Annotated in this window: 12 protein-coding genes; 2 read left to right on the top strand and 10 right to left on the bottom strand. The window is 40.2% G+C overall.

Annotation, left to right across the window (positions count from 1 at the left end):
- Positions 1 to 24: 24 nt before the first annotated feature.
- The 8 genes from EHR06_RS13180 to EHR06_RS13145 all read right to left on the bottom strand — a co-directional run bounded on the left by EHR06_RS13180 (position 25) and on the right by EHR06_RS13145 (position 8542).
- Entirely contained in the window at positions 25 to 333 is a 309-nt protein-coding gene (locus EHR06_RS13180; RefSeq protein WP_135757422.1) for a hypothetical protein, read from the bottom strand.
- A gap of 117 nt (positions 334 to 450) precedes the next feature.
- Positions 451 to 714, bottom strand: coding sequence for a BufA2 family periplasmic bufferin-type metallophore (gene bufA2 / locus EHR06_RS13175; RefSeq protein WP_135757421.1), 264 nt, complete (start codon positions 712 to 714; stop codon positions 451 to 453).
- 17 nt (positions 715 to 731) lie between these two features.
- Positions 732 to 4019: an efflux RND transporter permease subunit gene (locus EHR06_RS13170; protein WP_135757420.1), complete on the bottom strand. Its 3288-nt coding sequence runs from the start codon at positions 4017 to 4019 to the stop codon at positions 732 to 734.
- A gap of 12 nt (positions 4020 to 4031) precedes the next feature.
- The gene (locus tag EHR06_RS13165) at positions 4032 to 5117 is read right to left on the bottom strand and encodes a heavy metal-binding domain-containing protein (RefSeq protein WP_135757419.1); all 1086 of its coding nucleotides are present in this window, start codon (positions 5115 to 5117) and stop codon (positions 4032 to 4034) included.
- A complete protein-coding gene (locus EHR06_RS13160) occupies positions 5104 to 5580 on the bottom strand; it encodes an LIC13259/LIC11441 family protein (RefSeq protein ID WP_244288589.1) in 477 nt (158 codons plus the stop codon). Before EHR06_RS13160 ends, EHR06_RS13165 begins: the two co-directional genes overlap by 14 nt.
- Positions 5564 to 6934 carry a TolC family protein gene (locus tag EHR06_RS13155; RefSeq protein ID WP_135757418.1) on the bottom strand — a complete coding sequence of 457 codons (1371 nt, stop codon included), beginning with the start codon at positions 6932 to 6934 and terminating at the stop codon, positions 5564 to 5566. The genes EHR06_RS13160 and EHR06_RS13155 overlap by 17 nt, the downstream gene beginning before the upstream one ends.
- A 35-nt stretch (positions 6935 to 6969) precedes the next feature.
- Positions 6970 to 7389, bottom strand: a complete 420-nt coding sequence (locus tag EHR06_RS13150) for a hypothetical protein (protein WP_135757417.1) — start codon at positions 7387 to 7389, stop codon at positions 6970 to 6972.
- Positions 7390 to 7456: 67 nt separating this feature from the next.
- Positions 7457 to 8542, bottom strand: coding sequence for a CehA/McbA family metallohydrolase domain-containing protein (locus EHR06_RS13145; RefSeq protein ID WP_135757416.1), 1086 nt, complete (start codon positions 8540 to 8542; stop codon positions 7457 to 7459).
- A gap of 174 nt (positions 8543 to 8716) precedes the next feature.
- Between EHR06_RS13145 and EHR06_RS13140 the strand changes: the two genes are divergently transcribed.
- A complete protein-coding gene (locus EHR06_RS13140) occupies positions 8717 to 9748 on the top strand; it encodes a glycosyltransferase family 2 protein (RefSeq protein WP_208757787.1) in 1032 nt (343 codons plus the stop codon).
- 77 nt (positions 9749 to 9825) lie between these two features.
- On the opposite strand, the gene EHR06_RS13135 is transcribed toward EHR06_RS13140, so the two are convergent.
- The gene (locus tag EHR06_RS13135; RefSeq protein WP_135757414.1) at positions 9826 to 11457 is read right to left on the bottom strand and encodes an ArnT family glycosyltransferase; all 1632 of its coding nucleotides are present in this window, start codon (positions 11455 to 11457) and stop codon (positions 9826 to 9828) included.
- A gap of 324 nt (positions 11458 to 11781) precedes the next feature.
- Positions 11782 to 12630, bottom strand: coding sequence for a flagellin N-terminal helical domain-containing protein (locus EHR06_RS13130; RefSeq protein ID WP_010515586.1), 849 nt, complete (start codon positions 12628 to 12630; stop codon positions 11782 to 11784).
- A 243-nt stretch (positions 12631 to 12873) separates the two neighbouring features.
- On the opposite strand from EHR06_RS13130, the gene ispH reads away from it, so the two are divergent.
- Complete coding sequence (ispH, locus tag EHR06_RS13125; protein WP_135757413.1) at positions 12874 to 13812, top strand: 4-hydroxy-3-methylbut-2-enyl diphosphate reductase; 939 nt, start codon at positions 12874 to 12876, stop codon at positions 13810 to 13812.
- The last annotated feature ends 52 nt before the right edge of the window (positions 13813 to 13864 follow it).

The following is a 13864-nucleotide window of genomic DNA, read 5'->3' as shown; positions in this document are numbered from 1 at the left end:
TTTTTATTTTGTGGGCGTAAAAGATTAGAATTTGTCAGCTTGTGCTTTGTAGGCTGCCGCTTCTTTATCCGCATGGTCGGCTAATTTTTTATACTTGTCCTTATCTGCAGCGTCCGAGGTAGCTTTTCCTCCGTGGGATTGGTTCGCTAAAGATTTGTATTTATCAGCCAATTCCTTATGGTCTTTTGCTTTTTTATTAAAATACTCTTTCGCGATCTTTTTCAGATCCGGAGTGGTTGCTTCCGCGATAAGCAGATTGTCCAACTCGGTAAATGCCGAAATATTTCCTGCCAGGATCAAGGAAAATAGAATGGTTGCTAAGGTCTTTTTCATACGAACTCCTAATATGCGCCCGCTAATTTTGCGGGCACCAGGTCCTACAGTCAATATTAAATTGATAGAATTTATATTAACATTTAGTGAAATGCGAATTGATTTATATCGTAAAGATTAGGATTTTTTGAATATTCCTTTTTTTGCATCGCATTCCTTTTTCGTTAAGGAGATCCAACCCTTTCCTTTGCATGAGTTTTGCCCGGAACAGGAATTTCCATTTGTATGGCAGTCGCTTTTTCCCTTACAGGAATTGATCCCGTGACATTCTCCTTTTGTATTATCCGAACCGGCTTCCTGTTTTTCGGAATATACTTCTCCCGATAAAAATAGTCCGGAGAGAGCCGCTCCGATGATCAGTTTTTTGGTAGTGTTGTTCATATTTTTTGTTCCCTCATTTAAAATGATTTCGTTTTTCTTTTCTTAGTTAAAGGAAGGACCGGAAGAATATTTTCCAGTTTTCCTTCTTTCCAGAGCATGTAAATAGGAGGATATACCAAAAGTTCCAGAATAAAACTGGTCACGAGACCTCCTACCATTGGAGCCGCAATCCTTTTCATCACATCCGAACCCGTGCTCGCAGACCACATGATCGGAAGAAGTCCCATCATAGCAGCAAGAACAGTCATGATCTTAGGGCGGATCCTATGCACTGCGCCGTGGATGATCGCTTCTATTAGATCTTCTTTGGTCCTAAGTCTTCCTTTTTTCTTGGCGTCCTCGTAAGATAGATCTAGATACAAGAGCATAAACACTCCGGTCTCTGCATCCAATCCCATGAGTGCGATCATTCCTACCCAGACTGCGACCGAGATCTGGTAATCCAGAATGTAAAGAAGCCCAACTGCTCCTATGAGTGAGAATGGGACCGCAAGAAGCACTATCAGGGTTTTTGCATAAGATTTGGTATTGAAGTATAATAACAAAAATATAATAAACAATGTCAAAGGAAGAATGTACATCATTCTTTCCCGGACACGTATCATATTCTCATACTGGCCGCTCCAAACAATGGAATAACCGGGAGGAAGAAGAATGGATTCTACTACTTTCTTTTTCGCCTTATCCACAAAACCTCCTATATCCGAGGTAGAAGGATCCACATACACATAGCCCGCCAAAAATCCGTTCTCGTCCCGGATCATAGAAGGACCTGTTTTTGTTCCTATACTTGCGATCTCAGAGATCGGAATATGACCGAATTCTTTTGTGGGGACTAGGATTGTTTTGATCTTGTCCAAAGAATCCCGTAACTCACGAGGATAGCGCACATTCACGGAAAAACGCTCCCTGCCTTCTATGGTCTGGGTGATCGGTTCTCCTCCTATGGCAGCCACTATGATCTGCTGTGCGGTCTCCACGGATATATTATATCTCGCTAATTTTTCTCTTCTTAAATTCAGATCTAGAAAATAACCGCCTGCAGTTCTTTCCGCAAATACACTTCTGACATTTTTATCCGTTTTCAGAAGAGTTTCAATTTTGATCCCGATAGATTCTATTTCCTCCAGAGAAGATCCTAAAATTTTGATCCCGATCGGAGTTCTCATTCCGGTGCTGAGCATATCGATACGAGTTTTGATAGGCATGGTCCAAGCGTTAGTCGCTCCAGGAAATTGCATTTGCTGGTTCATCTTCTCCACTAACTCGTCCTTGGTCAGTCTTTCCGACACAAAAGGAAGAAACGGATATTGAAAGATCCTAGGCAAATTAGAATAAAATCGATCCGCTTTTCTCCATTCATTCTGGGGCTTAAGGAGTATCACTGTTTCCATCATGGAGAATGGTGCAGGATCTGTAGCCGTATCGGAACGTCCTGCTTTTCCGAAAACCCGTTTCACTTCCGGAAAACTTTTCAGCTTTTTATCCATTGAGATCATTAGTTTTTCAGCTTCCGCTACTGAGATCCCAGGTAAGGTGGTAGGCATATATAGAAAAGATTCCTCATATAGCTGGGGCATAAATTCAGAACCCAAACTGAAATACACAGGGATCGTCAAAACCACTAATGTGAATGCCGAGACTATAATGGTTTTTGGCCTATGTAGAACGTAACGGCAAGCAGGTTCATAAAATCTGAATAGAATTTTACTGACCGGATGTTTCTCTTCGGGATAATATTTTCCTACAAATAGTGTAGTTGAGATCTTAGAAAGAAGTACGTTCTTGAATCGGAAAGGTTCCATTCTAGTGAATAACATTCTAACTGCGGGATCCAGAGTGATCGCCAAGAATGCCGCCACTGCCATTGCTATATTTTTAGAATATGCTAATGGACGAAATAATCTCCCCTCTTGGTCCACGAGTGTGAATATGGGGAAGAAGGCCACAGCGATCACAAGTAAAGAGAAAAATACGGATGGTCCTACTTCGAGAAGTGCCTCTAATCGAACTATATGATAGTCTCCAATTCTTCCTCCCGCTTCCCATTCTTCTAATTTTTTGTAAGCATTTTCAACTTCTACGATCGCTCCATCCACGAGCACACCGATGGAGATTGCCATTCCGGCCAAAGACATGATATTCGCATTTATATCCAGCAGGTTCATCGGGATGAATGCAATGATCACTGAAATCGGGATCGTAAGAATTGGAATAATGGCGGAAGGAAAATGCCATAAAAAGATTAAGATCACGATGGAAACGATGATCATCTCTTCTATCAATTTGAATTTCAAATTGATAATAGCATGTTCTATCAATTCGGATCGATCATAGGTGGTGATCAGTTCCGCACCTTTCGGAAGATTCTTTTTAATCTCTTCCAACTTGGTTTTTACTCTTTCGATTACTGAAAGTGCATTTTCCCCGTGACGCATGATTATAGTGCCTGCGACCACATCCCCTTCTCCATCTAGATCGGCGATCCCTCGTCGGATATCCGGTCCGAACTGGACTGAGGCTACATTTTTAAGAAGCACAGGAGTTCCGTTCGCATCCGTAGAAAGCGGAATATTTTCAATATCAGTTAAAGAAGAAAGATATCCTCTTCCTCTAACCATATATTCCGCGCCCGAGATCTCGAGCAGCCTCCCGCCGGTTTCCTGATTACTTTCTCGGACCTTTTGGATCACCGTTTCGAAATCTACATTATAAGATCTTAATGCGTTTGGATGTATCGTGATCTGATATTGTTTTTTGAAACCTCCTATTCCTGCTACTTCCGAAACTCCCGGAACTGAATTTAATAAGTATCTTAGATGAAAATCCTGGTAGGTTCTTAGATCCGCGAGGGAATTATTACCTGTTTGGTCGATCAATGCATATTGGTATACCCAGCCGACAGCGCTTGCATCCGGGCCTAATTCTGTTTTAACACCTGCTGGTAGAAGAGGCTGAATTCTGGAAAGATATTCCAAAACCCTGGATCTGGCCCAATATATATCCGTTCCGTCTTGGAAAATCACATATACATAAGAAAAACCGAAATCTGAAAATCCACGGACCACCTTGATCTTAGGAGCGCCTAAAAGAGAAGTGATGATCGGATAAGTAACCTGATCTTCCATGATATCGGGGCTTCTGTCCCAACGAGAATATACGATTACCTGAGTGTCCGAAAGATCCGGGATTGCATCCAAAGGTATCGTTTTCATAGACACATAAGAGGCAATCAAGACGGCCAAAGTGACTAGAAGGACTAAAAACTTATTTTCTGCGGAAAAACGAATGATAGATTGGATCATATTCAGTTTTCCTTAATGAGCATGAGAGTCTGAGCCGAATCTGATCTTCGCTTCAGAATCGATCAGAAAAGTAGACTCAGTTACTACTCTTTGTTCTTCTTTCAAACCGGATAAAATTTCGACCCAGGGTTCTATATTTTTACCTGTCTGAACGGAAACCGCTTGGAATCTGTCCGGAGCGGTTTGCACATAAGCGATCTTTTGTTTTCCTGTATCTAAGATCGCAGAAGTTGGAACAGATAGTATATTCGGAAGAGAAACCTGTATCACAGTGTCTCCGAACATCTGAGGTTTTAAAAGTTGTCCCGGATCAGAAACCTCGCTTCTAAGTCTGAGTGTCCTGTTGTTCTTATCCAAGATCACATCTATACTTTTGATCTTTCCTATAAATTCCTTATCAGGATAGACATCCGTTTTGAATTTAATAGGAAGTCCAACTTTAGCCGTAGTAAAATCGGATTCATAGATCTGAGAATAGATATGTGCCCTTCCGGATTTTCCTCCTAAGATCAACTCGGAAGGATCTCTTGCACCTGAGGTCCAAACTCTAATTTGGTCCTGACTTAAACCCAATTGTCTGAGCCTGAGCTGTAGATTTCGTAAAATTTCTGGAGAAAGAAATTCTGAAGAACGAGCCGCTTCCTTGTATTCACTCAATGCGGAATACAATTCAGGATCATAAGCAACGCTGGAATATGCGCTGATTTTTTTAACAAGGTTCCTTCTGCTTACCAGCTCGGTTTTGATCCCAATGGATTGTTGTTTTTCGAAGGAAATGATAATCTCTCTGGAGTTTTTGTCGGAAGAAGTTTCGGACAAGTGAGAAGAATGATCTTCTTCTTTAGATCCGGATCCTGCTGCTTGCAAAGAATTACTTATATTTGTATGATCCTTATGGTCGGAAGGATCTTCTTTTTTGACCAAATCCATATTACAGATAGGACAATTCCCAGGACGGTCCGAGGTATAATGAGGATGCATCGGACAATAGTAGATATCCTTTTTAGAAGAACAGTCTGCTACTAAGGCCAGAACTATCAGAACGGCCAAAAGTTTTCCGATCCATCCTATCAGAGTGGAAAGATCATTTGGCTTCATGTATGATCTCTCCGCAGTTTTTCATTTTTGGGTCGTATGGGTTTCGGATCTCTTTTCCGGAAGCGAGCCATTTTTTCTTAAGCATCGGGCAATAGAAAACGGAAACTCCTGATTTATCATGATGGCCGACAATCGATTCTAATTCTTTGGATAAACGTTCGAATAGATCCCTCTTTTTAGAAAGGTCCGAAGTTTTACCTAACTCCTCCGCGATCGGAACTGCCCTTCTGAATTTTTCAGTGTCCTTTTTGTGATCTGCGTTTTCCCTTAGATATTGAACTAATTTTTGAACGTCTATGTTTCCGGGAATTTCCGAATAGATAGAAGAATGGATCTTAGCAACTTCTCTCAAAACGAAAGTTTCCTTTCCTTCGTGAGAGAATAAGTTTCCAGTAGTTAGGATTAAAATTAAAAATAGATAATGTAATTTTTTCATCGGTTTGTCCTCAATTGTGTTTCTCATGTTCCGGAGTTTTATTGTCTTTATAGATAAAACTCAGTAACTTCAAAGTATTTAAAATGGATTCGTTCTTACGTTCTTTCAGATCTTCTAAACGAATTTTTGTATTTAGGATCTCCGTTTGGGCAAGAAGTGTATCCTGCACATTTACTTTTCCGGAAGCATATTGGAAGGAACCGGCTCTTGCGGATTTTTCCAATTCGGGGATCAGTCTTTTTTCCACCAAACGGATCTGGTTGGAAACACCTTTGATATAGGACAGATTTCTATTTAGTTCGGAAAGCATTTGTACTCTTGTTTTTTCTACGGAATCCTTTCCTACTTCTGCCAGATGTTCCGTTTCCCCGGTTATAGAATTCCATTTTAGAGCGGACCAGACAGGCACCCTCATATTCATTCCGAAACTGAAAAGATCTCCTCTATATTCTGTGGTGTCCATAATCCCGTAATTTAAGGGTCCTTGGTCCAAAGCGAAAGTCTGGGATCTACGTTTCATATAAGAGAAAAAAACTTCCGTTTGGGGGGCCAGAGAATACTTAGTAAGTTTTGCCTGTTCCTTTAAACGTTTTTCTTCTTCCGCTTGTATCTTATACTCCGGAGAATTTTCGATCAACGAAGTTTGAGCGGAGATCAATGCCTCCAATTCTTCATTTTTGATTTCTAAAAAAGAATCCAAATCTATAGAATATAGATCTGCGAAGGTAATCTTATCCGAAATCTGGTAGTATTCGAGCTGAGACTTTAAGTCTTTCAACTGAGTCGAATACTCCGTTTCTTTTTCCATTGCTTCCGTTTTGGCTACTGTAGCCTTTAAAACTCCTGATAAAGTGTTCTCCCCATAGGAATATGAGTTTTCACTAATAGACTTTTGAGCGCCAAGAAGGGTTAAAATTCTCTCATTGATAGTCTTCTTCTTTTCGCCGGATTTGTATTTGTTTAATCGGCTGAAAAAATCCCCTAAGATCCGATTCACTCCGGCTATATAAGCGAAGTTTGATTCAGTCTGCATAAGTTTGGAGATCTTTTTTTCAGTGCTCAATTTTCCCGGAAAAGGAAACTCTTGGGAGACGGATAATTCTATCCCAGTCATCGTAGGTGTATCCAATGCTCGATCGGAAGTGGAATAACCTCCTCGAGTAGGATAATTTCTGAATGCCACTCCTATTTTAGGATCAGGTAATATACCTGTTGCATCGGAATGAGATTTGTGAGCCTGGGAAAGTCCAGCCAAAGATTTGGATTCAGGATGTTCTTTTACCAATACATCCAGTATCTCTTCCAAGCTCTTTTTTTCCGCGTGTATCGCGGATGAAAATAATGTATAAATTGAAATTAAGACAATAAGTCTTGTGTTCATATTTCCTCCTAAAGATTAAAGAGAGAAAATATGGATTAAATCAGGAAAACTTGGAGAGTGCTTAAGCTAAGAGAATGTGAGGACTGGATCGGTTTATAAGAACCGTCTAGGATAACGTTCTCTAATACGATCTGCGGAGAATTCAGTTCGGAAATAAACAAAAAGATCAGAATTTTATGTAATCCTAATTTTTCCCAATCCAGAAGTTTAGAAAGATCCAAAGAAGCGACACTATTCTCTTTAGGACAACATTCATTGGAGGAGGATCCGCTCTTTTGTTCCGATTTTTCGGATCTATGGCAGGGTGGAACTTTAGAAGTTTCCTTTTGTTTTTCGAGATAGGACATGCTAACCGGACAATTTCCGGTTAAGTTATAAACGGATACGCAGGCGATTTGGAGAAGAAATCCGATCGCTAGTACGGAACCGATTGCCTTTTTAAACGCTAAGCGCATGACCTTTTTCTATCTGACTATATAAATTACGGAAAAGTCAAGAAAAAAAGAAAGAAGGACCGGTGTGTTATGGTTTTTGGAAAAATGGATTACTTAGAATGATCGCTGTCGGATAGATCACCTGCACTCTCACATACAGATCCGTCGGTTTAAGTCTATAAGATCCCTTATTCTGATAAGAAGTATGAGAAAGAATCTCCGAATTTTGTCCGATGAAGTCCACGCTGATCGGAGTGTCTTCGAAATCGAAATGTATCTCATTTTCCGAATTTAGTCCCAAGGGTCCAAGTTTAGGTTCGGCTAAACTTCTTTCCATTTTACGAACGCAAAGATAATTTCCTTCTTTCAAGGAACGAAGAACTTCTTTTTCATCCAGACTATCGGTGTTTACAAGAAGATATCTCATCAAAGATTCTCCTTCTTGTTTGTAAATTTCGGAGCTTAGATCTCTCCAATTCGGAATTCCGGAGGTTCTAACTCTTAAGTATTCATCTCTCGGAAGATAATGTAGATCGTCCGACGCCATACAAAAGGAAGGATGTTTCTCGCTTAGCAGCTTATCCCAAAATTTAGGAATATCCCCGAATGGGCTCATAACTTCCAACGCATCGTAATCTTTTAGTTGAGATAAAAGTTTTATAGGAAATGATTCATTCAAAAGTGGATGGTTGATTACCACGAATCCTTTTTTGGATTCGAGTTTATTGATTAGCCATTGTAAATTTTCCGGATCTGCATAAAGAGGAAATAGATCATAACTTGCCTCTTCCAGACCTAACACGCTAAAATGTCTTTTTCTAAGATTGGTTCCCCATTCGAATCCTTTGATCTGAGCAAGTTTCGGTGAATCAGGACTGGTTACCCTTTCATAATCGGTGAACCCTAAAATTTTATAACCGTTTGCCGCATAAACAGTCTCGATCTCTTCTGGAGAATTCCTGCCGGGAGTGAACCAGGTGCGGTTTGTATGTAAATGAATTCCGGCTTTTTGGAGTTTAAGTTTGGTATTTCTTTTATATGGATTGGAATATTTTTCCCAATCCACTGAGGACCTAAGAGTATCCGCTCTGAAAATCGCCCAAGTGAACAGATTTCCGAGTAAAAGTAGTCCGAGAAAGATAAAAACTAAGAAGAAAATCCTACTTCTTTTCATTCTATTGCTAGTACAAAAACCTGCATCCAAGGGAAAACTAGAATTCTATATTTGCAATGTTACAACTTGTATACGATTTCAAATATAGAACGTTTCGGATTCATGGATCTGTAACAGAGAAGATGTGAATTCTGGATGATTCTTCACAGACCCTTGGGCGAACTCTATTTTAGAATGAAACCCTTCCCTCTTGTATTGGTCCTTCCTGCATATAATGAAGAACTTACTATCGAAAAAACCATTTTGGAATTTTACAAAGAGATCCCGAATGCATATTTTGTGATCGTAGATAATAATTCTAAGGATAGAACCTCCGAAATTTCCAAAAACGTCTTAACGGAACATTCGATCTTAGGAGAAGTTTTATTCGAACCAAGACAGGGAAAGGCAAATGCGGTTCGGACTGCATTCACAAAGGTTGATGCGGAAATTTATATCATGTGTGATGCGGATCTGACCTATCCTGCTTCTAAAATCCATTCTATGATCCAAACTTTGAAAGGAAAAGATTTGGACATGCTCGTGGGAGATCGTCTGAGCGAGGGTGATTATGGAAGAGAGAATAAAAGAAGGTTCCATTCTACCGGGAACAAACTCGTTCTCACATTGATCAATTTTTTATTCGGAACAAAACTGAAAGACCCCATGAGCGGTTATAGAGTATTATCACGCAAATTCGTAAAAAATTATCCGATCCTATCTTCCGGTTTCGAGATAGAAATAGAAATGACCTTACATGCCTTAGACAAAAGGTTCCGATTAGAAGAGATCTCCGTTCCGTATAAGGACAGGCCTGCCGGGAGTTTTTCTAAACTGAATACTATCCGAGACGGATATAAGGTAGTGAAGAATATATTATGGATCTTTAAAGATTATAAACCGATGCATTTTTTCGGATTTTTTTCCTTGGTTTCCGGGATACTTTCCTTGGTTGTAGGAACTGCTCCGATTATGGATTATGTAGAATATAGATATGTGTATCGTGTTCCTTTGGCAGTGCTTGCTACGGGACTAATGTTATTTTCCTGGATACAAATTGCGATCGGACTCGTATTACATACCGTATCTAAAATCCAGAGAACAAATTTTGAATTGAGATTAATCCGATTTGGAATGGAAATCCCATATAGAAGTCAAACGATGATTACTGCTTCGCCTCAACGATCTTCTGATAGTGAGAAAAAGATCGCGAGCGGGAATATCTAAATTTTGCACCTAAAAATTTGGAACGTGGATTCCTTATTCCACCTGCCCATCTTCCACACAGAACTTTAATTCCACACTTACTTAGGACTAGAATCCAAAAGTACAATCCCACTTTCCGCTGAAACTTCCTGAAAATTTCTTTGAGGATATGTTAATATTAATTCCAAAACACTATTTCGATTGCAGATGATAGAGAGTTTTTCCTTGGAATCCAAAAGGAATGTTTCGTCTTTAAATTTATAACTTCCCATCATATGGATTTTCTTTTCTCGATAGAACATAGGATAGAAGGAAAGATATTTATAATATACGATCTGATTTCCCGACTTCTCCGCTTTATCATAAAGACGAAGATTCCCGTCTTGCAGAAAGGAGATGATCTTAGGAGTGATCGTGGATGATAGAACTCCTACAAAGAGCAGCATGGAAATCCAGGTTGAAACCAGAAAAAGATCTTTTCCTTCTTCTTTTCCATTTTTGAAGAATTGTAGTCCTATAACTCCGATCAGAATTCCAAAAAGGAGGATTAGTCCGGAAGAAGAATCCCATAGATTGAAAGATGGTAGTAGCTCTTTCCCGACTCCCATAGATGAGCTGGAATACTCAGAAATTTGAGGAAGAAGCAGAAAGATCAAACCGACAACCAATCCGATTCCTAAAAAGGAGAATGTGAAAACGTTCGATCTTAAGATCTCGGGTTTTTCTAAGATCAGATAAGAAGCAAAAAAAGATAAAGGAAAATAGATGGATGAAGAATAATGAGGCAGTTTGGTTTGTACGATCGAGAAAATGAGTAAAACAACCCCTAACCAAACTAAGAAATATCTAGAAATCCTGGAAATTTTAGGATCAGTAAATATTCTCCAGTTCTTTGCGCTTGGAAACAAAAGTGCAGTCCAAGGAAAGAATCCTATGAACATTACGATAAAATGATAGAACCAAGGTCCTGTATGGGATTCTAAAGACTTGGTTAAAAGTTTTTTCTGGAAATCAAAAAATTGGACTAAGAACTCATTTCCGTATAATATAAAATTCGTAAGATAATAAAAGCTCAATACTAGGATTGCTGCGATCCCGAATAGAATAAAATCAAAGATCCTAATCTTGAAATTCCTATCCAAGGTCCGATTTGCTCCGAATATAAAAAGCGGGATGGCTAAACCCAAAGGCCCTTTCGTCAAAGCGGCGATGCCGCCGAAGAATGCTGCAGACAAGATCCATACTATACGAGAACAAAAGTTCTCCTTCTCCTTTGTTTCGTATAAATACAAAGAAAGAACGGATGCCAAAATGAAAGTATTGAATAGATGATCTATATAAGCGGTTCTGGAAAGAAGGAGAGGCAAAAGAGAGGCGGAATATAAAAATGCCCAAACGTATCCGAATTTTTTAGAATGTAAATTAGTTCCGAATCGAACCAAGATCAAAAAGGAAAAGATCCCGCTGAAAACGGAAGGAAGCCTGGTAGAAAATTCAGAAAGTCCGAAAACTTTATAAAAAAGATTCGCTAACCAAAAGAAGAATGGAGGTTTTTCGCTGAACGGTTGTCCGTTTACTTGGATCCTGAAATATTCTCCGGTTTCCAGCATGGACTTGGAAGCCGCTCCGTAAATATTCTCGTCCCAATCGATTAAAGAGAAACTTCCTAATCCGAAAAATAATAATAAAAGATAAACTAAAAGAGTGATCGGTAAATGGTTGTTTCGCATCGATGCAGAAGTTTCCTTAGAGAAGAGTTATTCTTCTCCCCTTCCAGAAATGCAAGAGCAGTGTCTTTCGCATTCTAAAACTTATCTCTAAGGTTCGAATTAGATTACAAATTGAATAAAATTTTAAGAACGGTATGAAACTTGCGCTTTCAATTCGGATAAAAAAAAGCCTAACTTTCGCTTACGAGAAGTTAGGCTTCAGAGTCGTACGGCGATTTATAATAAATATAAATCCGTGGTCCCGTCGAAAGAACCAACATTAGCTTAAAGCCAGCTCCCCTGCCGGAATACTACTAAAGTCAAACCGGCAGGTTAGCTATTGAATTACTTCAATAGCTGGAGCACGGTTTGCGGTTTCATGTTCGCCTGAGCGAGCATCGCAGTGGCAGCCTGAGTCAGAATTTGATATCTGGTAAAGCTGGTCATTTGCTCAGCCATATCAGTATCACGAATTCTAGATTCAGCCGCTTGGATGTTCTCATAAGCGTTCATGAGTCCCTTAGCAGCATGTTCCAGACGGTTGTAATAAGCTCCCAAGTCAGCTCTTTGTTTAGAAATTAATCTAAGAGCATCGTCAGCAAGACCGATTACGGAGTTCGCTTTTCCCGCCGTAGAAAGAGAGATGAAAGTCAGAACGGTCGGGTTTCTTAATCCCAGAGCCGCAGTGTTCATCGTTTCGATATACACTCTTTCTCTTTGGTGCATGTTAGCACCCATATGGAACCACATACTTGCGGTCGGATTCAAACGAGCGAAAGCTCCTGTAAGGAGTTTCATTTTGTTGAACTCGGCCTGAGAAGCAATCCTGTCGATCTCGTCGACCAACTGAGATACTTCTACTTGTATTTGTTGACGGTCTTCTTCGGTATAAATACCGTTCGCAGCTTGCACAGCAAGCACACGGATCCTTTGAACAACTTCATGGGTTTCTTGCAGATAACCTTCCGCTGTTTGGATCAAAGACATACCGTCTTCAGTGTTTTGTTCCGCCCTGCGCAAACCTCCAACCTGTGTCCTCATTTTTTCAGACACGGCCAAACCGGATGCATCATCACCTGCACGGTTGATTCTCATACCGGAAGACAACTTTTCGATGTCTTTGTTCATGCTTTCGCTATTGAACTTCAAAGTTCTGTGAGCGAAGATGGCACTGATATTGTGGTTAATAATCATTCGGTTCCTCCTTGAATCCGAATCTCTCCTAAGAGAGAATTTGATTTTCCTAGAGGTCTTCCTTGACCTCTTCCCCTTGAAAATCGGGAAGATCCTGAAATTGGAAGAGATACTTTTTTCTCCCAAAAATAGATAAAAGATCCCTTCCTATTATAAGTATATATGTCGCTTTCGCATCTCTGGCGCGGATTCTGGACGCGAAAATGCTTGCCTCTTTCGGGAGGCGCCAGAGTCTGAAAGCAGATGCTCGAAAAAATTTATCTAGCGAATCCCCGCGGTTTCTGTGCCGGAGTCAAATACGCAATTTCCTATGTGGAACAGGTCCAATCCAATTCAGAGGAACAGATCTATGTCCGCAAGGAGATCGTCCACAACCGAAGAGTCGTGGAAGATATGAAAAAAAGAGGCATCAAATTCATTAACGAACTGGGCGAAGCTCCCGACGGTTCCACAGTTGTATTCTCTGCTCATGGAGTTTCTCCTGAAGTGGTAGAAGAAGCAAAACGTAGAGGAATGAAGATCGGAGATGCAACCTGCCCTCTGGTAACCAGAGTTCACAGAAAAGCACGCAGGTATAAAGATTCTCATCAAATCATCTATATAGGCCACCAAGGACATGACGAAGCGATCGGAACCATGGGAGAAGCCCAGATGTTCCTTGTAGAATCACCTGAAGATGTCCAAAAATTGGCCGGAAGATTGGATATAAACAAACCGATTACCTATCTTATGCAAACCACCTTGTCCGTGGCGGACACCAAACTAGTGGTGGAAAAGATTGCGGAATTATTCCCAAGCGTAGAACATCCAGCCAAGGATGATATCTGTTACGCAACTACGGAAAGGCAAGAAGCGGTTTCTTCCATGATGGATGCAATTGATGCGATGATGGTGATCGGAGCGGATAATAGTTCTAATTCACTTAGGCTTCTACAATTGGCCCAAAAATCCAAACCTTCCTCTTTCAAAGTAAGCTCTCTTGAAGAATTAAATAAAGATTATATAGCAGACTCTGGGATCAAGATCCTGGGTATCACTGCGGGAGCGTCTACTCCTCAAATACTTGTGGACGAGATCATTTCTAAACTTATACAATTCTACCCTAAAGCGGTTTTGGATCTTTTCCCCGGTTCGAGGGAGGATTCCATGAGCTTTAAATTACCTGCGAATCTTTTAATGTAGTCACTTCGACATCCGGTTATGTCTCGGATCTTACAGATTTGAGTAATTTACA

Source organism: Leptospira dzoumogneensis, from assembly GCF_004770895.1.
GTDB lineage: Bacteria > Spirochaetota > Leptospiria > Leptospirales > Leptospiraceae > Leptospira_B > Leptospira_B dzoumogneensis.
This window is presented reverse-complemented; position numbering and strand designations above follow the sequence as displayed.

Excerpts from the sequence above, each read along its gene's own strand:
- bufA2 (WP_135757421.1), bottom strand. The coding sequence starts at position 714 with ATGAACAACACTACCAAAAAACTGATCATCGGAGCGGCTCTCTCCGGA.
- EHR06_RS13130 (WP_010515586.1), bottom strand. The coding sequence starts at position 12,630 with ATGATTATTAACCACAATATCAGTGCCATCTTCGCTCACAGAACTTTG.
- ispH (WP_135757413.1), top strand. The coding sequence starts at position 12,874 with ATGCTCGAAAAAATTTATCTAGCGAATCCCCGCGGTTTCTGTGCCGGA.
- EHR06_RS13155 (WP_135757418.1), bottom strand. The coding sequence starts at position 6,934 with ATGAACACAAGACTTATTGTCTTAATTTCAATTTATACATTATTTTCA.
- EHR06_RS13170 (WP_135757420.1), bottom strand. The coding sequence starts at position 4,019 with ATGATCCAATCTATCATTCGTTTTTCCGCAGAAAATAAGTTTTTAGTC.
- EHR06_RS13180 (WP_135757422.1), bottom strand. The coding sequence starts at position 333 with ATGAAAAAGACCTTAGCAACCATTCTATTTTCCTTGATCCTGGCAGGA.
- EHR06_RS13160 (WP_244288589.1), bottom strand. The coding sequence starts at position 5,580 with ATGAGAAACACAATTGAGGACAAACCGATGAAAAAATTACATTATCTA.
- EHR06_RS13135 (WP_135757414.1), bottom strand. The coding sequence starts at position 11,457 with ATGCGAAACAACCATTTACCGATCACTCTTTTAGTTTATCTTTTATTA.
- EHR06_RS13145 (WP_135757416.1), bottom strand. The coding sequence starts at position 8,542 with ATGAAAAGAAGTAGGATTTTCTTCTTAGTTTTTATCTTTCTCGGACTA.
- EHR06_RS13165 (WP_135757419.1), bottom strand. The coding sequence starts at position 5,117 with ATGAAGCCAAATGATCTTTCCACTCTGATAGGATGGATCGGAAAACTT.
- EHR06_RS13150 (WP_135757417.1), bottom strand. The coding sequence starts at position 7,389 with ATGCGCTTAGCGTTTAAAAAGGCAATCGGTTCCGTACTAGCGATCGGA.
- EHR06_RS13140 (WP_208757787.1), top strand. The coding sequence starts at position 8,717 with ATGAAACCCTTCCCTCTTGTATTGGTCCTTCCTGCATATAATGAAGAA.